The following is a 22640-nucleotide window of genomic DNA, read 5'->3' on the forward strand; positions in this document are numbered from 1 at the left end:
GCACAGAGTTTGAGTACGGCAGGTCTAGAACGAGCACGACTTGGATGGATGGCATTGATCCTGACGCCGGGTATGGGGGCGATCCGTACCCTCAAGGCGATGCAGCGATTAGGGCAGGCAGAGCGGCTGTTTGAGGCTAGTCTGACTGAACTTGAAGGTACTGGTATGCCCGCAGGTTCGGCACAGTTCGTGTTCGATGGACGAGCCCTTGCGGCCGCCGAGGGAGAGGTGAAGCGGGTGCGGGATGCAGGTGGAGATTTCCTTACTCCTGAGGACGAGGCCTACCCGGCACGACTGCGGGAGATCTATGATCCTCCGGCGGTACTTTGGATTCGGGGCGATGCGACGCTACTGGGGCGGGCTGGGATCGCGGTTGTGGGAACAAGGCACCCCACGCCATACGGCGCTGGTATGGCCGAGATGCTGGCGCGGGATCTGGCGAACAGGCGGCTCACGATCTTGAGCGGGATGGCTCGGGGAGTTGATACGGCGGCGCACAAGGGCACGCTGGATGTTGGTGGAAAGACAGTGGCGGTCTGGGGAACGGGGATTGACGTGATCTATCCGAAAGAGAACAAGAAGTTGGCGGAGCGGATTGTGGAGAGTGGCGGAACGATCGTGAGCGAATACCCGATGGGGACCTTTCCGGCTCCGCAGAACTTTCCGATTCGGAACAGGATCTTGAGTGGGATGAGTGTGGGCGTGCTGGTGATCGAGGCGGCGGAGTACTCCGGTACGCGGATCACGGCGCGTTGTGCGATGGAGCAAAATCGCGACGTGTATGCGGTTCCAGGGAACGTGACCAACAAGAACGCGTGGGGACCCAACACCTTAATTAAGCAGGGGGCAAAACTTACAGCAACATGGGAGGATGTGTGGGAGGATCTGCCATCGGAGGTGCGCGTAGAGCTCGAGGGCGAGCTGGCGGCGGGTGGTGGTCCTGAATCGAAAGCGGGCGGGGCAGCATCTTTATTTACCGAGACTGTGATGCCGGCTCATGAGAGGCTGGTCTTCGATCGGCTGCGGCATGACGAGGCAATGCAGTTGGACTCGCTGATTGAGGAGCTCGAGGCTGAGTTGGGGTCAGCTGAAATATTTACGGCGCTGTTTGAGTTGGAGTTGGCCGGACGGGTGAAACAGTTGCCGGGCAAGAATTATGTGCGGTCCTTCTAGGGACAAAACAAGTACATATCGGTGTGGATTGAACAGATTAGGAGTGGTTGGAAGAACGTTCGATCTGTGTCGGACGCCGTCCCCTCGATGGTTATTGGTTTAGTACCAAAGTGACGTTTTGAGGGTGGAACCGTCCCTTGGAGCTACAGGTGGAAGATGACGCGCGGAACAGAAGCGTGTTAGGTTCGCAATGAATCAGGAAGAACGGAACGGATTGCTACGGCGGTGCGTTCTGGTGAGTGAAGGGAACCAATGGGAAAGTCACTTGTGATCGTAGAGTCGCCGGCGAAGGCGAAGACGATCAATAAATATCTCGGCAGCGATTACGTGGTGGAAGCCTCGATTGGGCACATCATGGACCTGCCTAAGAACGATATCGGCGTGGAGCTCTTGAAGCGTACCTTCGAGCCGACGCTGATTGTTTCACCGGGCAAGGAGAAGGTCGTCGACCGACTGAAGAAGCTGGCGGCGAAGGCGGACATGGTGTACCTGGCGCCTGACCCGGATCGCGAAGGTGAGGCCATTGCGGCGCATCTCGCGATGCAGTTGCTGCCAGTGATGAAGGACAAGACGAAGATTCGGCGGGTGACCTTTAACGAGATCACGGAGAAGGCTGTGAAGGCGGCGTTCCTGAATGCACGGGACGTGGACGAGAATCTTGTGGATGCGCAGCAGACGCGGCGTGTGCTGGATCGGCTGGTGGGCTACCAGATCTCTCCGCTGCTGTGGGATAAGGTGCGACGTGGGCTTTCGGCTGGACGGGTGCAGACGGTAGCGCTGCGACTGATTGTCGAGCGCGAGTTGGAGATCAATGCGTTTGTGCCGGTGGAGTATTGGACGATCGATGCTCTGCTGAATCCGGCGAAGGGTGTGCAGGACTTTACGGCGCGCATGGTGGGGATTGAGGGTAAGCCGATCCGTGTGGCAAACGGCGTGGACAAGGAAGGCAAGGAAGTATTTCTTGCGAATGCACTGCCCGATAAAGAAGCAGTCGATGAGGTTGTGGCGCAGCTTGAGACTGCGAAGTGGACTGTTCGCGGGGTCGAGAAGAAAGAGCGGCGGCGTAATCCGCAGGCTCCGTATACGACGAGCAAGCTGCAGCAGGATGCGGCGGGGCGGCTTGGCTTCAATGTGCGCCGAACGATGGGTGTTGCGCAAAGGCTCTATGAGGGCGTTGAGATTGGCAAAGAGGGAACTGTCGGTCTGATTACATACATGCGTACTGACTCGACGCGGGTTTCGCCGGATGCGATTCTCGAGGCGCGTGAGTATATCGGCAAGCTGGGCGCGGCGTATCTCCCGAAGACGGCGAACGAGTATGCGGGCAAGAAGAAGGAAGTGCAGGCGCAGGATGCCCATGAGGCCATTCGGCCAACACATGTGAGCTTCACGCCGGAGTCGATTCGGAAGCATCTCTCGGACGAGCAGTTCCGCCTGTATCGGTTGATCTGGCAGCGATTTGTGTCGAGCCAGATGACGCCCGCAGTGTTCGACCAAACGACGGTCGATGTGGCGGCAAAGGCTGACCATACGTACGACTTCCGGGTGAGTGGAAGCGTGCTGAAGTTTGAAGGCTTTCTTAAGTTTGAGGAAGAGGACAAGAAGGCTCGGGCGATCGCGAAAGACAAGGCGAGCAAGGAAGAGCAGGCTCTCGTCGACCGCAAGGAAGAGCAGGTTGCGGCGCAGGAAGGTGACGCGGGCGAGAAGGAAGAAAAGGAAGAGTCAGAACGACGGCTGCCGGAGTTGAACCAAGGGCAGGCGCTTGGGCTGACGAAGCTCGATCCGCTCCAAAAGGCGACGGAGCCGCCGCCGCGGTATAACGAGGCCTCGCTGGTGAAGGTGCTGGAGGAGCGTGGGATCGGGCGACCGTCGACGTATGCTTCGATCATCAACACGATTCAGGACCGCGATTATGTGAAGAAGATCGGCGCGAAGTTTGTGCCTACGGAGATTGGAACAGTGGTCACCGGGCTGCTCGTAAAGAACTTCCCGTACATCTTCGATCCGCAATATACGGCGAAGCTTGAGGGCGAGTTGGACGCGGTCGAGGACGGGCAGGAGAAGTGGACGGATCTGCTGAACAGCTTCTATGACCACTTCGAGAAAGAGCTTCTCGTTGCGGGTACGAACATGGAAGACATCAAGCGGATGGAACTGAAGACGGACGAGTTGTGCGACAAGTGCGGCAGTCCGCTGATCATGAAGTGGGGCAAGTTCGGCAGCTTCTACTCGTGCAGCAACTTTACGCGGACGAAGCCGATGACCATCGCGTTGGGGCCTTGGAAGAAGGATCCGAAGGCGGTAACGAAGAAGGTGGTCGACGCGATTGGGTTCCCGATGACGATCAAGGGGATGGTCGAGGACATTACGAACTTCTCGGAGGAGATCGCGGACACGAAGCAGTTGGCCCATGCGGTGGCCGAGGCCGCGAAGTTTGGGAAGAAGGTCGTGGCAGAGCCGTTCTCGTGCGACTTTACGAAGGAGAACTTTGCGGCTAAGCCTGACCTGAGTGCGCCGGGTGCGGATGAGGCTCCTGAGGAGGAGTTCTGCGATAACTGCGGGCGGCAGATGGTGCTGAAGAATGGGCCATGGGGTCCGTTCATGAGCTGCCCGGGGTACAGCGAAGATCCGCCGTGTAAGACGATTCGCAAACTGACGCAGAAGGTACAGCAGAAGCCGCCGGTGCAGTTGGAAGAGGCGTGTCCGAAGTGCGGGAAGCCGCTGCTGCAGCGGGACGGGCAGTATGGTGAGTTCATTGCGTGCTCAGGCTATCCGAAGTGCAAGTATGTGAAGCAGGACCTGCTGGACGTGAAATGTCCTAAGGACGGTGGCGATATTGCCGTGCGGAAGACGAAGCGCGGTGATACGTTCTACGGCTGCGTGAACTATCCGAAGTGTGACTTTGCGAGTAATCTGCGGTTGATCAACGAGCACTGCCCGAAATGCGACAGCACGTATGTACTCGAGGTAACGAACGCTCACGGAACGCGACTGGTATGCCCGAACAACATCGACGGCCTACCGAAGCGTCGGCCGAAGAAGGGTGCACCTGTCGAGGAGCCGGATCACGCTCCATGCAGCTTCGAGCGGGAGATCGACGGGCCGACGGTACTGCCTGCGGAGCTGGTACGTCCAGATCCTGCGGCTACGCGACCGCTGGTGGAGAGTGTGGCTTAGTAGATCCGCCGCTTCCGCTGTGGGATGACAGACGAAGGTCTGTCATTTCCCATGCGGCGGTGCTCTCTGTTACAAATGCGTAATAGGTTCTCAGGTCTCAGGACCTCGACGAGACCAAAATGCGGGCTTGCGTCCGCTGTAACTAATTGAAAAGAATGAGAGTAGTCCGAACATGGCAAAGGCAGTCTGGAATGGGCAAACATTGGCGGAGAGCGAGACATACGAGACCGTAGAGGGAAATGTTTATTTTCCGGACGAGTCGGTCAAGCGGGAGTTCTTCAAGGCCAGCTCCACAACGTCAAGCTGCCCGTGGAAGGGTCAGGCCCGGTATTATACGATTACTGTGGATGGGCAGGAAAATCCGGATGCTGCCTGGTACTACCCTGATCCGAAGCCGGCTGCACGCAATGTCAAGCATCATGTTGCGTTTTGGCGTGGCGTAGAAGTAACGACGTAGACTCTCTCACACAATACAAAGTCGGTCATACGCTTCGTGCTGCTTCAGCAATGACGCCACATCGTTCTTCATTGAGTGAATCAGGTTCTATTTGCGGCTACTTCAAGCATCTCACTGCTGTGTTATGCAGATAGAAGATGATTGGAGCGGATTAGTGTCATCTCATAAGTACTCGGTGCCTGTAGGTTGTCAGTTACACCATGCGCGTGCTGACGAAGCATTGCGCCAGGAGACTATTTGAATACACAGCCGTTGAAACCTGGTGTTCGAGGCAATCGCCAAGCGGCACAGGGACGTCGTGGATTAGAAGCTCTAGATCTCTCGCAACATGGAATCAGCCATTCCGCCACGGTTGAAGTGGTGCGATTTCCAGAAAAGCGTCGGCTATATTTACCTCAATTGGACGTGATGCGGTTCTTTGCATTTCTCAGCGTGTTCTTCTTTCACTCACTGCCAGGCAATGACCTTGCAACGCATGTTGGCAGAGCGCGACTCATTGCGCTCGCCGAGACTACGGTGCATGCCGCAGCAGAGAATGGCGTTGCGCTATTTTTTCTGCTGAGTGCGTTTTTGATCACCGAGTTATTGCGGCGCGAGAAGCTAACTACAGGCACGATTCAGCTCAAGCTTTTCTATGTTCGCCGCTCTCTACGGATTTGGCCGCTTTATTATTTGGCGGTGGTGATTGGCTTATTGGTGCAGCCACTTTCCCCGATATTTCACCTTTCCGGCTTCCAGGTGTTGACGTATCTGTTCTTCATCAAGAATTGGGAGGTCGCACTGCATGGATGGGTATGGAATCCGATCTACATTCTCTGGACAGTTTCGTCGGAGGAGCAGTTCTACCTGCTGTGGCCACTAGCGCAGAAACTGCTGAATGCGCGACGGATGATCGTGATGTGCGTTGTTAGTTTTGTCGCGATCGCGCTGGTATCGTTCTGGCCTGGAGGCGTGTTCTATCGTCACCAGAGTATTCAACAGATCTACCTGTTCCTGTACTTTCCGCTGGGCGCGTTTCTCTCGTTCACGCTACAGGGGCGACGAGGTCAGCAGAGCATGGCACGAAGCCTGGCAATGGCGGGAGCCGGGCTGATGCTGTGGTTACTGGGAACTCGGCTGGGCCTTCCGAATGGGCAGGATAGTGCGACTATTGCCATGCTGGCTACTGGGAAGATGGTGATTCTCGCAGGGACGGTCCTGATCTTCTTCGCGTTTCTCAAGAGCGACCCGGCGCGATCGCCCCAACGCCTGATCTATCTGGGAAAGATCTCTTATGGGCTGTATGTCTTCCACATGATGGCTGTTCTGCTTGCCGCGAAGATGACCGATGAAATGGGATTGCTGCGCCGCGGTATGCACTCGTTTCAGGACTTGGCGCTGGGACTTGGGGTACGGCTGTCGATCGCTATGGCGATCACCATTGTGACGGCTGGCTTTTCATATGAGTTCTTCGAAAAGTACTTCTTGCGATGGAAGGACAAATGGGCAATTGTGCCCTCAGAACCTGTGGAGAGCAGGTCAGCCAGTGCGTGAGCTAGTAAGCCTGCGCCTGATCGATGGGCAGGCGCACCTGTAAACAGGTCGCTCCGGGTTTGGATTCGACGGTGAGAAAGCCGGAGTGCTTGGACACGATGCGCTGAGCGGTATCGAGGCCGAGCCCCAAGCCGCGGCCGGGAGCCTTGGTGGTAAAAAATGGCTCAAAGATTCGGCTTTGCTGGATGGGGTCGATGCCGGGGCCGGTATCCCAGACCTCGACGTAGGCCATCTGGCCGGCGAGGCGCGTGGTCAGGCGAAGGGTGCCATGACCCATCATGGCGTCGAGGGCGTTCTCAATGAGGGCCGTCCAGACCTGGTTGAGTTCGCTGCCGTATGCGCTGATCGGCGGAAGTTCAGGATCGTAGTTTGTCTCGACTTTGATGTTGACAAGGCGCGAACCGAACATGGAGAGCGTGTTTTCAAGAGACTGGGCGAGGTCGATGTCCTGAATCGGCGCCTGGTCCATGTAGGAGTAGTCCTTGATGGCGCTGATCAGGTCGAAGATGCGGACGGTGGAGTCGACGACGGTCTCGGCAAGACGCTCCACGCGAAGGGAGCTGGCGACGGTGGCGAGGGCGATAGGAAGGGTTTCAGGTCGGACCACGGCGGCGAGCTCATCGAGGATGGCTGTGGGCAGCCGAGTCTCAGAAAGTGCCGGGGCGATGGTCCAGGGCGAGGGGATGTTGTGGGACTCGAGCCAGCGGACGAGGACGTCCTCGCGATCGCTGGTGTCGAGAGGACTCGCAGGGGCGACTGCGGCCAGAGAGTAGGCTGCCATGCGATCGCGTGCGCTGGTAACCCAGTTGCGATAGGCCTCAGACTCTGTTTCAGTAAGGCAGAGCTTGCCCAGCTGGTACTTCCAGTCGCCATAGTTGCGAAGTTCACCGAAGAGGCTGGCGGCAGAGCGCTGAGCGGCCGATGCGGGGTTATTGAGTTCGTGAGCAAGGTTGGCGGCCAGCTTCCCGAGGGCAGAGAGCTTCTCGGACTGCTGCTCCATGCGGGTGACTTCGCGGACGCGGTCGAGCAGGGCGGAGACGGAACGCTGGCCCATGGAAGGGATGGCTGCGAGCATGGCTGGGAAGAGCTCTTTATTGATGTCCAGAACCCAGCAGGGGCCAACGGTATAGCCGTCGCCGCCGTAGGCCTTCATGCGCGAGAAGGGCAGGAGGCCGGTCATCTGGCCGGAGCGGCCGATGAAGAAGGCGAGCGGACCGGAGTTGCGACGGCGGACGTGAATTTCACCGCGAAGAATGAAGTTCAGGTGACTGGTGGGCTCGCCCTCGCGGAAGATCATGGAGCCTTCCTCCCCGATGCGCTCTGTCCCGTGAGTGGCGAGCCAAACGTACTCCGGCTCTGTGAGGCCATCGAGCTGCACGATCGTGCGCAGGGCTTCGACAATCTCCGGCAGGGGAGTGGGGTTTTTGGGCGCGTACGAATCTTGATAGGGCCCGTTCTGACTTGGAGGTCGAACGATTGAGGTAGTCGCCATGGTGTTCATTTTACTGCTCTGATGTTTGTGGTGGGGTGTGGATTGTGTCGTAAGCAAAGTATTGCGACGGTAAACGCTTGCCAAACGTTGATTAGACGGTAATTACACGAACGCGCCGATCCTGAAAGAGTTCGATGAGCTCCGGGCTTACGCCATCGTCGGTGATGATGATGTGAATTTGTGTGGTGGTACAGACGTTGTTGGCGCTGATCATGCCGAGCTTGCTTGAGTCGGCTACGGCGATAACCTGACGAGCGTGTTTGACCATCTCGCCGAGGATCAGGGCTTCGTCGGACTCGATGACAGTAAGGCCGTGCTCGGGGTGGATGCCGCATGCACCCATGAAGACCTTATCGAAGTGGAGCTTCTGAAGCGAGTGGAAGGCGGTGGCGCCGACCATCGAAAAGGCGCCGGGCCAGCGAATGGTGCCTCCGGTGAGGGTGACGTTCGTGTTCGGCTGGCTGGAGAGCTCCATGCCGATGTTAACCGCGCTGGTGACGACATGGATGCCTTCGCGGTGGCGGAGACTGCGCGCAACCTGTGTGGTGGTGGTGCCGGGAGACAGGGCGATTGTGTCACCTTCCAGCACCATTTCGGCGGCTGCCAGGGCGATACGGCGCTTCTCATCGGCGAAGCGCTCCTCACGGAGAGGAAAGGCTGCGTCGAACTTGAATGGCTCATAGGTGAGCTTGCCGGCGAGCTCGACGCTGCCATGGGGACGGTTGACGAGGCCGCGCTGCTCCAGCTTGATGAGATCGCGACGGACGCTGGCGGGAGATGCATTGATCTGTGTAGCCAGATCTTCGACGCAGCTCGTTCCTTGCTGCAGCAGCAGGTGAAGGATTTGGGTTGCGCGATCGTCGGTTTTGGTGGCCACGAGAGAACCTTCCTGGGTCGTAGACCAGCTTACGGGAATGTGACGACCTCTGTATTCACTATTGTGAAGAAATTTGAACGGATTGATAAGAAATGTGCAACTTAGTGATTATTTGTATTGACACTAAGCAGGTTGCTTTCTATGCTCGGGCCACAGTTCAGATTTCTACAGTGTGAATGCAATTCAGGATTTCCGAAACGCGGAGAACCGCGTTTACGAAAGAGGACTCATGCGAACCAATCTTTTCTCCAGCGTTGCCCTGGGTACATTTGCCCTTCTGATGGTTCTGCCGACGGCTCTTGGCCAGACGGTGACCGGCTCGGTGACTGGTGAGGTGACTGATCCCAGTGGCGCTCTGGTCCCGAAGGCTCACGTATCTGCCGAGAACATTGCCACAGGCGTGAAGACGCAGGCAGATACGAATGACGCTGGGGTCTATAGCATCCGGTTCCTGCCGATTGGCCGGTACCGCCTGGTGATTGATGCGGCCGGATTTGGTGAATTGACGACGCCGGTGTTCGCGCTCGAGATCAACCAGACGGCAAAGCTGAACGAGAAGCTTGGCATCGGCGCGAGCACTTCGGTTGATGTGCAGGCTGCTGCGCCGATTTTGAACACGAACGATGCTTCGTTAGGCAATACCCTGTCGACAAATGAGATCGCGACAATCCCGCTGAATGGGCGAAACTTCTCGGCTATTACTACGTTTCAGCCGGGCGCGGTGGCTACTGACCCTCAGGGTCTGAGCGGACCGAACGCAATTGAGCGCAATCAGAGTACAAACGGTATCGCTTCGATCAACGGCAATCGCAACCAGGCGAACAACTACACGCTGGATGGCGTGGACCTGAACGAACCGCAGAACAATTACATTGCCTACAATCCGTCGCCTGATGCTCTGGCTGAGATCCGCGTGATCTCGGCGAATGCTCCCGCGTCGTATGGCAACGCGAACGGTGGCGCGATCGTGTCGATTTTGAAGTCGGGTACGAATAGCTTTCACGGCTCTGCGTTCGGCTTTCTTGAAAATTACACGCTGGATGCGAACACATGGTTCAACAAGCATCAGCAGCCGATCATCCCGAAGAATCCATACACCCAGAGCTTGTTTGGAGGCACGCTGGGCGGACCGATCTTCAAGGACAAGCTCTTTTTCTTCATGGACTATGAAGCGGCACGCCGTCACAGCGGAGGATTGAAGAGCGCGAGTGTGCTGACGCAGGCAATGCGGAATGGCGACTTCAGCACGCTATTGGGCCAAGGCAATGGCGGTATTCAGCTCTATGACACGCAGAATGGGTTCGCACCATATGCGAACAACAAGATTCCAGTTCTAAACCCGGTGGTGAAGTATCTGTTCGCCCATCCTGAACTGTATCCGCTGCCGAACGCAGCACCTTCGGATGGTTTGATCGAAAACAACTTTCAGTCCAACCAACGTAGCTTCACCACGAACAACCAGGGCGACATCAAGATCGAGTACGACACGAGCGCGGCGAACAAGTTCACTGCGTTCTATGCGCAGTCGAATGCTAATGATTTCACGACACCGCTTATCCCTGTATCGTTCTCCGGCCCTAATTCCTTTCCAACGAAGCTTGGTGGCGGTAGCTGGATTCATACGTTTTCTTCCGCGCTGGTCAACGAGGCGCGCATTGGTTTTACCCGGGTCCGCTGGGACCAGGGAGTGCCTACCGATCCCTCGGGACTGTTCGGGTTCACGGGAAATCAGAAGGTGGGGATTCCGTTCGGCACCCAGACGTATGTGGGATTCTCGGATCAGAACTTCGGTCAAACTGATGTGGGTACGTCGGCGGACCCGGCGCAGTTTCGGGATAACACCTTCAACTACCAGGACAACCTGACGTGGCAGCGTGGACGTCACCTGATCTCGATTGGGGTTCAGGCTCTTCGCTATCAGCAGAACTATATCAATGCCGTGAACTATGGGTTTCTTGGCTCGCAGATCTACAACGGTGTGTATAGCAGCAACCCGAACGTCGCGACCGGCGGCGGCGGGTACGCGGCTGCTGACTTCCTGCTGGATCGGGTGCTTGAGACGAAGATTGCAGCCTCCGGGCTTGGCGGTGTTGGACAGCGGCAGTGGCGCGATGCCGGATATATCCAGGATGACTTCAAGGCGACCCCAAAGCTGACCGTCAATCTTGGTTTGCGGTATGAGTATGACCAGCCGTGGTATGAGTCGAACAATAAAACAGGGAATGTGTTGCTCGACACCGGAGTGGTGGAGTACGCGGGGTCGGTGCCTGTGGGTGCTCCGGCGGGTTCGACGGTGTGTCCGACGCGTGCCTGCTACAACGCGAACTATGCGCAGTTCATGCCGCGGGTTGGTTTCGCGTTTCAGGCGGCCCCACGGTTTGTGCTGCGTGGCGGTTATGGGGCTACAAGCTTCTTCGAGGGCTACTCGTTCAACCAGCGGCTGACGACCAGCCCGCCGTTCGCAAGCGGTAGCGACGTGGTGGGCAATACGCCTTCGACGACGAGCGCCGGAACTCCGCGACGTGCGGAGGATGGCTTCTCGCAGGTGCTGAACGCAACTGCCGGTTATTACGTGTGGCCGCAGAATACGAAGCCTGCGTACATCCACCAGTTCAACCTGACGACTGAGTTTGAACTCACGAATCATCTGTCATTGAGCGTTGGCTATCTGGGCGAGAGCGGACAGCACCTCGCGGACTATCGCAATGGAAACCAGTTGACCCTGGCGCAGGCGGCGGTTGTTGCGGCGAGCCCTGATCCGAATAATCCGCTGCCGGGTGGCGTGGCTCCGTATACGAAGCTCGTCGGGCAGAGTGGAGCGTTGTTCATCACGGAATCAAACGCGATGATGAACTACAACGGCGGGCAGGCGACGCTGCGCCAACGGGCGAGTCATGGACTTGAGTACACGATCAACTACACGTATTCGAAGTCGATGACGAACTCTGCGGGTAATTACGGACAGCCTGGAGTTTCGGGTCAGAATGGTTCATTTCAGAATGGCTATGATGGCCACGCAGACTATGGTCCTTCGGGATCGGATATCCGGCACAATCTGAATGCGCTTGGCGTGTATGCTGTTCCATTTGGACGCGGACAGACCTATGGAACACACCTGAATCGGCTAGTTGATCTGGTGGCTGGAGGGTGGAAGGTTTCGGGTTCGCTGATCCAGTATTCGGGTCTGCCGATCACGATCAACGGTCCGGGCGGAACGAGCAATACAGGTGCCTATGGGCAGGCGCGGGCGAACCACTACCGGCCGCTTAAGATCGTCAATCGCAGCATCAACAACTGGTGGGGGACTGACCCTTCGGCGCAGGGCTGTACTGGTCCTGACAATGGAGTGTGTGCGTATGGCGCGTCTCTTCCATTTACGTTCGGTACGGCATCTGTGGATAGTGAACGGGCTCCGGGCTATCGGCAGATCGATGGATCTACCTTCAAGGACTTCCACATCACGGAAGGGCATGCGCTTGGTTTTCGCGCAGACTTCTTCAACCTGTTCAACATTGCGAGCTATCAGAACCCTGACAACAACGTGACGGACACGAACTTCGGCAACATCAGCAACCAGGGTACGCCAGTGCGTTCGCCACAACGACAGATCCAGTTCAGCGCACACTACAGCTTTTAGTTGCTACTCTTCTCTTGGCGTTGACTTCTGCAAAGAGTCAACGCCAAGTTGATTGGTGCAAGTTAGAAAGACTGGTATGACTATCTCCGGGCTGGTGTACTGCTGATGCGAACGATTGTGTTTGAGGTGTGTGCTGAGAGTGTGGAAGCGAGCCTGGCAGCTCGCGAGGGTGGCGCGCATCGCATTGAACTCTGCGCAGCATTGAGCGAAGGCGGCGTGACGCCAAGCCATGGATTGATTCGGGAGGTTGTGGAGCGGAGCGGGCTGCCGGTGCATGTGATGATCCGTCCACGTGGCGGCGACTTCGTCTATTCCGACGAAGAGTTCAGGGTGATGCGGCGAGACCTGGAGCACGCCTGCACGCTTGGAGTGGCGGGGTTTGTATTTGGCTTGCTGCATGGTGACCGCAGCGTGGACATGGGCCGGACTGCAGAGCTCGTGCGGATGGCCGGGCTGCGCGAGGTGACCTTTCACCGGGCGTTCGATCATGCGATTGATATCGCCCAGGCACTTGAAGATGTGATCCAGGCTGGATGTGGGCGAGTGCTGACTTCGGGGGGTGCGAGTGATGTGGAGACAGGTGCAAGCTCGCTTGCACGGCTGGTGAAGCAGGCCGCCGGACGAATCGAGATTGCAGTCGGCGGTGGGTTGCGACTGGAGAATGCTGCGGCGCTAGCGCGGTCGACGGGGGCGCGACACTTTCATGGATCGCTGCGACGTTTTCTCACTGAGGCGGCTCCGGAGGGTGAGCACGTGTTATTTGAAGATCCTGATCCAGTCTCAGCCAAGGTATTTGTAGATAGCCGGGATGTCCGGGCGATGATCGAGAACCTGAGTCTAGCCTAAGCGGGCATGTGAGGATTTATGAAGAAGCTGGTCTGTCTCTTTTTATTAAGTGCGCTGAGTGCGTTGGGTCAGAGTCCGAAGACGTTATTCTATATGGGCAATGGGCTGCCTTCTGTGAAGTCGTTTATGGAGCACAAGGACAAGATCGATATCCTGTCGCCCACGTGGTACCAGGTGGATGATGCTGGGCTGGTGACAGGTGAGCCGCAGCCGGACGTGCTGCGTGTGGCGAAGCAGGCACACATCTCCGTTGTGCCGATCTTTGCTTTGTTCGATAAAGACAAGGTGCACAAGCTGATGCTCGATCCCAAGGCGCAGGAGGAAATGAACCGAGCCTTCGTACGGGAGTGCAAAGAGAACGGGTACGACGGTGTGCAGTTCGACTTCGAAGATATTATGTGGACGGACCGGGATGCGCTGTCAGCGATGGTGAAGAACACATCGGAGATCCTGCACAAAGAGCACCTGCAGGTGCAGATTGCGGTGGTTCCGAATGCACCCGGTCATGCAGGCGAGACGGCGTTCGGCAAGTGGATCTTCGAGGAGTGGCGAGCGGCCTTCGATCTTAAGGCGCTTGGTGAATCGGTCGACCTGCTGTGCCTGATGACGTATGACCAGCACACGCGCTGGACGATGCCGGGACCGGTGGGCGGCTGGATGTGGACGAATCAAAATCTTGAGTACGCGTTGAAGGTGGTGCCGAAGGAGAAACTGTCGCTGGGGATCTCGCTCTATGGATACCACTGGTACACGGGTGATCCGGGACTGAACGAGAAGACGAAGAAGCCGAACCCTACGGCTGAGTACATCTCGCAGCCAAATGCGATCTATCTGCGCGATACGTACGGCGGTAAAGAGCAGTGGGACGAGCAGGATCATGCACCCTGGTTCTACTTCTATCGCGACCAGATGCGGGAGTGGATCTTCTATACAGACAAGCGGGCTTTCGGAGATCGATACGAACTGGCGAAGACGAAGGGGCTTGCAGGTGTTTGTTCGTGGGTGCTGGGTGAGGAAGATCCAGCGATCTGGTCGACGCTGCCGATTCGCAAGTAGCTGGTGGCGTGGGTGATGAGAAGTCGGATAGCATCTTGGAATGAAGCTGATGAACCTCCTGCGCTGTGTCGCAGGGTTTTTTCTTACCCTCCCCTTGATTGCTCTTCCTGTTGATGCGCAGTCTCCGTTGTTGCCTCATGCGATTCACCTGTCCGATGGACGTTCACTCACGCTGAATCTGCCTGCTGCGTTTACGATCGATGTTGCGGTCGAGGGCATGCACCGGGTTCGTTTCATGACGAAGTCGCCGGATGATCGGATCTTCGTGACGGATATGTACTCGCTTGCGGATAACACCAAGGGTGCGGTGTACATTCTTGATGGTTGGAATAAAGCTACGCATACGTTCGCGCGACGAGTGGCCTACCTTGAGAACCTGCGCAATCCGAATAACGTGGCGTTTTATACGGACGGTTCCGGGCAAAGCTGGATCTATGTTCCGCTGACCGACAAACTGGTGCGTTACAAGTACCATGCCGGAGACAATGCGCCGACCTCGGCTCCTGAGGTGTTGGTAAGCTATCCAAGCTACGGTCTTAGTTACAAATATGGTGGCTGGCACCTGACGCGTACCGTGGCGTTCGCAAATCTGCATGGGCAGCCAAAGCTGTATGTTGCAGTAGGGTCGTCGTGCAATGCGTGCCAGGAGAAGGAAGAGATTCGGGCTACGTTGTCGGTGATGGACCCGGATGGAAGACATGCGCAGATTGTGGCGCGTGGACTAAGGAACGCAGTTGGGCTCGCAGTAGTTCCTTCCATTGATGGTGGAGCATTGTTCGCGACGAATATGGGTGCGGACCACCTGGGAGACGGAGCGCCGGAGGATACGTTCTTCGAGATGGATAGTGCGGCGCATCCACTGCAGGCCGATGCGAACTATGGGTGGCCAACATGTTATTTCGAGCGTGGGACGCCGCATCCAGATGCGCGGATCTCCGATCCAAAACCGGGAGACCATACGGTACCTGCTCCGCCTGCGGGACCATCTCCTGTCCAGTTTGATTGTCGAAAGGTCCCTGCAGCGTATACGACCTTCGCTTCACATAGCTCACCACTTGGTCTGGCCTGGTTTGGCGACGATTCAAAGTTGCTGAAGGATAGTTTTCTCGTGGCGTTGCATGGTGCGGGCAAGCCGCGTATCGGGGCAGGTTATGAAGTGGTGCGGTTCTCGCCGGACCGGCGGAAACCCGAGGATTTCATAACGGGATTCTTTGCGAAGAGCAATGGCAAGCCTACGGTGGCTGGACGACCGTGCGGGATTTTGCAGGTTGGACCGGACCAGTTTCTGCTCACGGATGATCACGATGGGGCAATCTACTTCATTCATCCAGCAAAGTAGATTGCCCACGTCTCGTCGCGGATTGAGACGGTTTATTTCGTGATTTGGGAAATTGGCCTACTCTGGCTTGAGTGCGGAGGCAAGTGCAGTCTGCTGGGCCACGAGAAGTTTGCGAATGCCTTCCTCGGCGATGTCCAGCATCTGCGTCAGTTCGCTGCGCGTATAGGAGTCCTTCTCGGCGGTAGCCTGCGTCTCAACCAGTCCGCCGTTTGCGAGCATGACGACGTTCATGTCCACGGTGGCGCGCGAGTCTTCTTCATAGCAGAGATCGAGCAGGACGTGACCATCGACGATGCCGACGCTTGTCGCAGCAACCATCTGCTTGAGAGGTGATGTCTTCAAGGTTCCAGCGGCCACCAACTTTCCGAGGGCAATGGCAAGAGCTACGGATGCTCCGGTGATCGCGGCAGTACGGGTTCCGCCATCAGCTTGGAGAACGTCGCAATCGAGGATGATGGTCCGCTCTCCGAGCAGCTTCATATCGACCACAGAACGTAAAGAGCGACCGATCAGGCGCTGAATCTCATGGGTGCGCCCACCAACTTTGCCGCGTTCGCTCTCGCGCGCGGTACGAGTCAAAGTGGCACGAGGCAGCATGCCGTACTCCGCTGTTACCCAACCGCGCCCGGAGTTACGCAGCCATCCGGGCACACCCTGCTCGATCGTGGCATTGCAGAGAACGCGGGTGTTCCCCATCTCAATGAGAACGGAGCCCTCCGGGGTCGAGACGTAGCCTGGAGTAAGTCGAAGGGTGCGCAAGGCATTGGCGGGACGAAGGTCAGGGCGGAAGAGGGTAGCTGCATGGCCGGAAGGCTGAGAAGACATCAGGCGATTATAGCGATCCGCTAGCTGGGCAAAGACGGCCGCCAAATATCTCTTCGAATTCACCTGTCATTTTCGCCCGCATCTGATGTGCCCTTGCGGGGGTCGAAGTCCGCATCGCTCATATCAGGAAGAGGGAGTTGTCTAGGGTTGCAGGGGTTTCTTCCCGGGACATGTACCGATTTGGGAATCTTGTTCCATAATGGGAGACCCCTAGATTTCACAATTCTCGGTGATAATCCCATTTCGGTGCCGACTGCAGTTCCAAACCGGGAATTTGATCAGAAAGGTTCTTTTTCGGAGCTTCCTTTATTAGTTCATTCTTTTGTGTGACTTAGATAACCTTCCCGCTTTGGCACGCAACGTGATTATAGGAATTCACAAGTACTCGGCATCACGGGTGCAAATACAACTCGGAGCACGACACCATGCAGGCACCGCTGAGCAACACCGCCTCGGGAAAGTTCTTTCGTCCTGGATTATTGCTTTCTTCTAAAGCCTTAGTTTCACCAACTGTACTTACGCGTCATGGCAGGCCGGGTTCAGAGCAGCCTGCTAAAACGAGTGGACGAAGAGGAGCCTTGCCAGGACCGTTATCGGACGGTCGGGGTCTGGCCCATGATGCCGGCAACCTGCTGGGAGCGCTTGGGCTTTACTGCGAGTTGCTGGCGCGTCCCGGAGTCTTGCGCGACGAGCACCGCCACTACGCCGCAGAGTTGGGATTGCTCAGTGGTCGAAGCCGCGATCTGATCGATCGGCTTCTGAATCCCGCGACTACAGGCCGTCGCCTTTCCGTCATGCCCGAATTGGTCCAGGTCGGCGATAAAGAGCAAGTGGTCGTTCCGGATGTGATTGAAGGCTGCCGGGGCTTGCTCAATGCTGTGGCACGAAGGGCGGTAGCTGTCGCCTACGAGGCCGGCTCCGCACTACCTGTAGCGATCTCACGCGAGGCGCTGGAGAGGATCCTCGTCAACCTGACAAAGAATGCCGCCGAGGCGATCGATGTTGGGTGTGATCGCTCAATTCTGTTGCGTGTCGTCCACCAGCAGGAGGAAGGTGCGGAACGAATCGTACTGACGATTGAAGATAGAGGGAAAGGGATGAGCAAGGCCGCGGTAAAGGTGCTGATGTCCGAACCACGGAGCATATCCGCGAAGGAGGGGGCACGCGGCATTGGTTTTCAGGTGGTGCGTGAACTCGTGGGCGCCTCAGGTGGCCAGCTTCGCCTGAGAAGCACGGATTGTGGCGAGGCGAGCGGCACGACCGTGGAGATTGCGTGGAGTGTAGCGACACTTGTCCGTCGCTGCGGTGAACTTGCATTTGAAGATACCTCAACTTCGCCCACCGAACGCCTGGCGTTCGTAGTGCCTGCGCAAACAGAGAGCCGCAACGGATCAGGAGGCACGGCATGCTAAGCGCAGATGAGTTTGGAATGAAGCGGCGGCAGACGGCGGCAATCTCGGGCCAGACCATGAGTGACCAACTGGGACCGGCGCTGACTAACTCCCGGCCCTCAGGCGTACTGATCGGCCATACACCAACCCACTTTGCCACACATCCCGGAGCGTTCGATGCCAGGCATGTTGCCGATCAAATTCCCGTTCTGCGCGTCCTTGTCGTCGATGACGATGGGCCGGTGCGTACAGCATGCTGTGAGATCGCTGCGGGTATGGGCTTCCACGTAAGCAGCGCGGAGAGCGTTCCCGAAGCCCGCGCAGTCTTAAGACGCCAAGCGGTCGATATGCTGCTGCTTGACCTGAAGCTTCCAGGCGGTGGGGGGTTGATGCTGCTTGAGGAGGTCAAGGCGCTCCACCCTGAAACGACGGTTGTTGTGATGACGGCCTTTGCTACGGTCTCGTCTGCAGTCGAGGCGATGCGGATCGGGGCGGGAGACTATCTCACCAAACCATTTGCGTTGGAAGAACTGACTACGGTGCTCGATCGGGCGGGACAGCGAAGGAGCTTCGATCTGGAGAGCCGCAAGCTTCGCGATCGCCTGCGGACCCAGAAGGGGATGGGTAATCTGATTGGACGATCGCCGGAGATGGAGAAGCTGTACCGCATCCTCTCAAAGGTCGCCTCGTCGACACATCCGGTGCTGATCCTCGGAGAGAGTGGAACCGGGAAGGAGCTGGTGGCGCGCTCGATCCATTTCAACGGTCCTAACGCTTCGAAGCCGTTCGTGCCCGTAGACTGTGGATCGCTCGTTCCGACGCTCATTGAGAGCGAGTTGTTCGGCTATGTGAAGGGGGCTTTCACTGGAGCGAACCGGTCCAAGGAAGGGCTGCTCGCATCGGCGGAGGGTGGCACGGTCTTCCTTGACGAGATTGGGGAACTGCCGCTTGATCTTCAGGCCAAGCTGCTGCGAGCTCTTCAGGAAAAGGAGGTTCGTCCCGTGGGTGCCACGCACGCTGTGCCGATCTCTGCGCGGGTACTCGCGGCGACGAATCGCGACCTCCTGGCGATGGTCGAGCAGGGACGATTCCGCAAGGATCTTTACTTCCGGCTGAACGTCGTGAACATCAGGATTCCCTCGCTGCGGGATCGGAAGGCGGATGTAGCCGTCCTCGCGGAACATTTCCTCGAAGGGCTGGTGCGCGATTCGGGCATTATGCACACCTTCTCGGATGAAGCGCTGCGCGTGATGACCGAGTACGACTGGCCGGGTAACGTACGCGAGCTTGAGAATGCCATCGAACGCGCGTGCGCTCTTTCGAGCGGTCCAGTGCTGCATATGAGTGATCTGCCAACGCAGCTTCAGGACTTCCGTCTGCAGCACCAGGAGCGGCTGAGGACAGAGTTACCGATTGGCTTGGATGAGCCCAGCGACGTGACCGGGCCAGCCGGAACGGGCCGTGAGTTATCTGAGAATATTGTGTCAATCGCGGCGATGGAGAAGCACGCGATCCTGGTGACGATCCAGCAACTGAAGGGGGATAAGCTCATGGCCGCGAAGCTGCTGGGGATCGGGAAGACGACACTCTACCGGAAGCTGAAGGAGTATGGCATATCCGAGGGCGGTGAACTCGACTGACGAAAGAAGGCAGGTGTCGTGTCTTCGTTGCAGAGGCGAAGTGTTTGCTATTCTGGCTCTATCTAAGAGTTGAGGGAGTTGTATGGCAGACGAAGCAGCAGTTGCGGTTCCAACGGTCAAGATTACGGTTCGTCCGAACGGACCCTTTCGGGTAGAAGGTCTTATCTCCCTGGTGGATGTTGAGGGACGGGAGTGGGACCTGACGGGTAAGCCGGCAATCTCGCTATGTCGCTGTGGCTTGTCGTCGAAGCGTCCTTTCTGCGACGGCACCCACGGCCGTGAGGGATGGAAGTGTGACGCCAGTCCGATTCCACCCGAGCCGGTAGCGCAGGGTTAAGAGACATCCATTAATGAGACCGTCGAGGGCCACCCGCCCTGGACGGTCTTCCAACTTATAGCGCTGCTTTCACAGGCGGCGCGACTTGCAGATCGGGAGAATGCATGAAGCTGCGTACGTCGTGGGTTGCCGGTGTTTCGGCGGTGGTGTTGTCGTGTGGTGTGGCGTTTGGCATGCAGGATGCGACCCCAACTCCGACTAATCCTGTAACGATTACGCTTCCAGCAGGCAAACTCGCGGAGTATGTCGGCACCTACCACGTGAACACCGAACCAGACGTGCTGATCTCGATCTATGTTGAAGGCGGAAAGCTCTATCTTGAGGGCGAGCGATCGCCTCGGGTGGAACTCCAGGCGTCGGCTCCGGATCATCTCTTCTGGGCTGCCAATCCCGCGGGTATCGATTTCGTGCGGGATAGCTCGGGGAAGGTGACGGGTGGCACCGTGAACTCCGGTGGCCGCCGCGGGGGAGCACTGATGGGGCAGGGCATTGCCCGCGTAAGCGATACCGCAACAAAGCTGAACCACTTTCGTGAGTACACGCGGCAGGAGGTCATGATCCCGGTGCGTGATGGAGCGAAGCTGCACGCTATCATCCTGCGGCCGGAAGGATCTGAGAAGGGCGAAAAGCTGCCCTTCCTAATGGAGCGGACGCCGTACGGCGTGGATGGCAGTACCTCGGCCCGTGTCAATGCGGGCAAGCCGGAACTGGCAGCCAGCGGGTACATCTTTGTGTATGAAGATATTCGCGGCAGGTATAAGAGCGAAGGTCAGTTCGTCATGAACCGAGCCATTGTGGCACACACGGCCAAGAACGATGTCGATGAAACCACAGACACACGAGATACCATCACCTGGCTCCTGAAGAACGTTCCAAACAACAGCGGCAAGGTCGGCGTCTTTGGCGTGTCTTATCCGGGCTTTCTCGCGATGAGTGCAGGGATTGATGCGCATCCTGCTGTGAAGGCTGTATCGCCGCAGGCTCCGATGACCGATGTCTGGATGGGTGACGACTTCTTCCACAATGGTGCGTTTCGTGAGACCTACGGGTTCGACTATACCCAGCAGCTTGAGGGTCAGAAGACCGATGTGCCCGTGAACTCAAAGGAAGACACCTTTGACTACTTCCTGAAGAACGTTGACTTTGCAGATGCAGCAAAGACCGCCGGAATGGGCGACCTGCCGACGGCGAAGATGTTTCTGACGCAGCCGAGCTATACGAAGTTCTGGCAGGATATGGCCGTGCAGAAGCGCCTGACGAAGGTCGAAGTGCCGACGCTTGAGGTTGGCGGCTGGTGGGACCAGGAAGATATGTGGGGAACGCAGGCGGAGTACGCCGCACTTGAGCCGCATGACTCGAAACACGAAGTCTTCATGGTGCTTGGCCCCTGGAACCATGGCGGCTGGGGTGGCACAACGCGGCACCTCGGCGTGCTCGACTTCGGCGCAGCCACAGGCGACCAATACCGCAAGACCATTGAGGCACCTTTTTTTGAGAAGTATCTGAAGGGTAAGTCAGGCTTTGAGTTACAGAACACCGCCAGCTTTCGTACAGGTGCAAACACCTGGGAGCGTTATGCAGCGTGGCCGCCGAAGGTCGGCTTCACTCCGGCCAAGCTCTACCTCACCGAGAACAAAGGCTTGAGCTTCAAGGCTCCTGCCGGTGCATACGACACCGTTGCTGGTGCGTATATCGCCGATCCTGCGGACCCGGTTCCATATCGCAATCGCCCCATCCAGCCCACCTATGGCGATGGCTCGAAGTGGCGGACGTGGCTGGTTGAGGATCAGCGCTTTGTAAGCGGTCGCAAGGACCTCGCTAACTTCACGACCCCTGTACTCGATCACGATGTGACCGTGACTGGAGACGTAGTCGCCGACCTGTTTGCTGCTACGACGGGCACGGATGCGGATTGGGTCGTCAAGCTGATTGACGTGTATCCGGATGATGTGCCAATGCCGATGGCTGGGTACCAGTTGATGATCGTAGATGAGATCTTCCGTGGCCGGTATGTGAAGAGCTTCGAGACACCTTCTGCTGTGAAGCCGGGCGAGGTGGTCGAGTATAAGTACAGCCTGCATGGAGCGGACCACACGTTCCTGAAGGGGCACAAGATCATGGTTGAGGTGCAGTCGAGTTGGTTCCCACTCTACGATCGCAATCCGCAGACCTTTGTGCCGAATATCATGTCAGCTCCTGCTAAGACTTATAAGCCGGCAACGCAGACGATCTATGGATCGGCGAAGTATCCCTCGCATCTGGAGTTCCTGATGCCGGAGCAGAAGTAGGCACATGGCTGACGAGAGCTCCATCAAGACGATCAGTAGCCGCGAGGTCTATCGCAATGCGTGGACACGGGTGCGTGAGGATGTGATCGAGCGCGCGGGCGGAGTTCGCGGAATCTATGGCGTCGTCGAGAAGGACCCGGCGTGCATCGTCATTCCCCTCGAGATGACTGCGGAGGGTGAGTTCCTATGGCTGGTGGAGCAATTTCGATATACGGTGCAGGGTCGCTATATCGAGTTCCCGCAAGGTGGATGGGAGACGGCCGATGTTATACCTGAGGAGCTTGCACGCGGCGAACTGCGCGAGGAGACGGGTCTGACTGTCGAACGGATGACACTCCTGGGTGCGCATTGGATTGCCTATGGCGTAATGCGCCAGAAGCAGTTCGTCTTTCTGGCTGAGGGTTTGACCCAGGGGGAGACGGATCGGGACGTTGAAGAGGCAGACCTCACCGTGCGTCGCGTGCGTGTCAGTGAGTTCGAAGATATGCTGATGGACGGCCGCGTGATGGACAACTGTTCTGCGGCGGCGTGGGGCCTGTACAAGGTCTGGCGCGAGCGACAAGACCGGTAAT

Annotated in this window: 16 protein-coding genes; 13 read left to right on the plus strand and 3 right to left on the minus strand. The window is 57.4% G+C overall.

Annotated features, from left to right (window positions below):
- The first annotated feature begins 48 nt into the window (after positions 1-48).
- The 4 genes from dprA to OHL20_RS15245 all read left to right on the plus strand — a co-directional run bounded on the left by dprA (position 49) and on the right by OHL20_RS15245 (position 6340).
- Positions 49-1173, plus strand: coding sequence for a DNA-processing protein DprA (gene dprA / locus OHL20_RS15230; protein WP_263384031.1), 1125 nt, complete (start codon positions 49-51; stop codon positions 1171-1173).
- A gap of 252 nt (positions 1174-1425) precedes the next feature.
- Complete coding sequence (topA, locus tag OHL20_RS15235; protein ID WP_263384032.1) at positions 1426-4350, plus strand: type I DNA topoisomerase; 2925 nt, start codon at positions 1426-1428, stop codon at positions 4348-4350.
- A gap of 172 nt (positions 4351-4522) precedes the next feature.
- A complete protein-coding gene (locus OHL20_RS15240; RefSeq protein ID WP_263384033.1) occupies positions 4523-4807 on the plus strand; it encodes a DUF427 domain-containing protein in 285 nt (94 codons plus the stop codon).
- Positions 4808-5044: 237 nt separating this feature from the next.
- Positions 5045-6340 carry an acyltransferase family protein gene (locus tag OHL20_RS15245; protein ID WP_263384034.1) on the plus strand — a complete coding sequence of 432 codons (1296 nt, stop codon included), beginning with the start codon at positions 5045-5047 and terminating at the stop codon, positions 6338-6340.
- Position 6341: 1 nt separating this feature from the next.
- Here the strand turns inward: OHL20_RS15245 and OHL20_RS15250 are convergent, their stop codons facing one another.
- Both OHL20_RS15250 and OHL20_RS15255 read right to left on the minus strand, forming a co-directional pair.
- Positions 6342-7832 (minus strand): ATP-binding protein, encoded by a 1491-nt coding sequence (locus tag OHL20_RS15250; protein ID WP_263384035.1) that lies wholly within the window; start codon positions 7830-7832, stop codon positions 6342-6344.
- Between the two features lie 91 nt (positions 7833-7923).
- Complete coding sequence (locus OHL20_RS15255) at positions 7924-8709, minus strand: DeoR/GlpR family DNA-binding transcription regulator (protein ID WP_263384036.1); 786 nt, start codon at positions 8707-8709, stop codon at positions 7924-7926.
- Positions 8710-8938: 229 nt separating this feature from the next.
- Between OHL20_RS15255 and OHL20_RS15260 the strand changes: the two genes are divergently transcribed.
- The 4 genes from OHL20_RS15260 (at position 8939) to OHL20_RS15275 (ending at position 15587) form a co-directional block, all read left to right on the plus strand.
- The gene (locus OHL20_RS15260; protein WP_263384037.1) at positions 8939-12346 is read left to right on the plus strand and encodes a TonB-dependent receptor; all 3408 of its coding nucleotides are present in this window, start codon (positions 8939-8941) and stop codon (positions 12344-12346) included.
- Positions 12347-12451: 105 nt separating this feature from the next.
- The gene (locus tag OHL20_RS15265) at positions 12452-13192 is read left to right on the plus strand and encodes a copper homeostasis protein CutC (protein WP_263384038.1); all 741 of its coding nucleotides are present in this window, start codon (positions 12452-12454) and stop codon (positions 13190-13192) included.
- An 18-nt stretch (positions 13193-13210) separates the two neighbouring features.
- Positions 13211-14248 (plus strand): glycosyl hydrolase family 18 protein, encoded by a 1038-nt coding sequence (locus OHL20_RS15270; protein WP_263384039.1) that lies wholly within the window; start codon positions 13211-13213, stop codon positions 14246-14248.
- A 40-nt stretch (positions 14249-14288) separates the two neighbouring features.
- A complete protein-coding gene (locus OHL20_RS15275) occupies positions 14289-15587 on the plus strand; it encodes a PQQ-dependent sugar dehydrogenase (protein ID WP_263384040.1) in 1299 nt (432 codons plus the stop codon).
- 57 nt (positions 15588-15644) lie between these two features.
- Here the strand turns inward: OHL20_RS15275 and rph are convergent, their stop codons facing one another.
- Positions 15645-16412: a ribonuclease PH gene (rph, locus tag OHL20_RS15280; protein ID WP_263384041.1), complete on the minus strand. Its 768-nt coding sequence runs from the start codon at positions 16410-16412 to the stop codon at positions 15645-15647.
- 578 nt (positions 16413-16990) lie between these two features.
- Between rph and OHL20_RS15285 the strand changes: the two genes are divergently transcribed.
- From OHL20_RS15285 to OHL20_RS15305, 5 genes are all read left to right on the plus strand, one after another.
- Positions 16991-17824 (plus strand): ATP-binding protein, encoded by an 834-nt coding sequence (locus tag OHL20_RS15285; protein WP_263384042.1) that lies wholly within the window; start codon positions 16991-16993, stop codon positions 17822-17824.
- The gene (locus OHL20_RS15290; RefSeq protein WP_263384043.1) at positions 17818-19443 is read left to right on the plus strand and encodes a sigma-54-dependent transcriptional regulator; all 1626 of its coding nucleotides are present in this window, start codon (positions 17818-17820) and stop codon (positions 19441-19443) included. The genes OHL20_RS15285 and OHL20_RS15290 overlap by 7 nt, the downstream gene beginning before the upstream one ends.
- A gap of 82 nt (positions 19444-19525) precedes the next feature.
- Positions 19526-19780, plus strand: coding sequence for a CDGSH iron-sulfur domain-containing protein (locus tag OHL20_RS15295; RefSeq protein ID WP_263384044.1), 255 nt, complete (start codon positions 19526-19528; stop codon positions 19778-19780).
- 104 nt (positions 19781-19884) lie between these two features.
- Complete coding sequence (locus OHL20_RS15300; RefSeq protein ID WP_263384045.1) at positions 19885-22068, plus strand: CocE/NonD family hydrolase; 2184 nt, start codon at positions 19885-19887, stop codon at positions 22066-22068.
- 4 nt (positions 22069-22072) lie between these two features.
- On the plus strand, positions 22073-22639 hold the full coding sequence (locus OHL20_RS15305) for an NUDIX domain-containing protein (RefSeq protein WP_263384046.1): 567 nt from the start codon (positions 22073-22075) through the stop codon (positions 22637-22639).
- Position 22640 lies beyond the last annotated feature (1 nt).

This window comes from Granulicella arctica (assembly GCF_025685605.1).
Lineage (GTDB): Bacteria > Acidobacteriota > Terriglobia > Terriglobales > Acidobacteriaceae > Edaphobacter > Edaphobacter arcticus.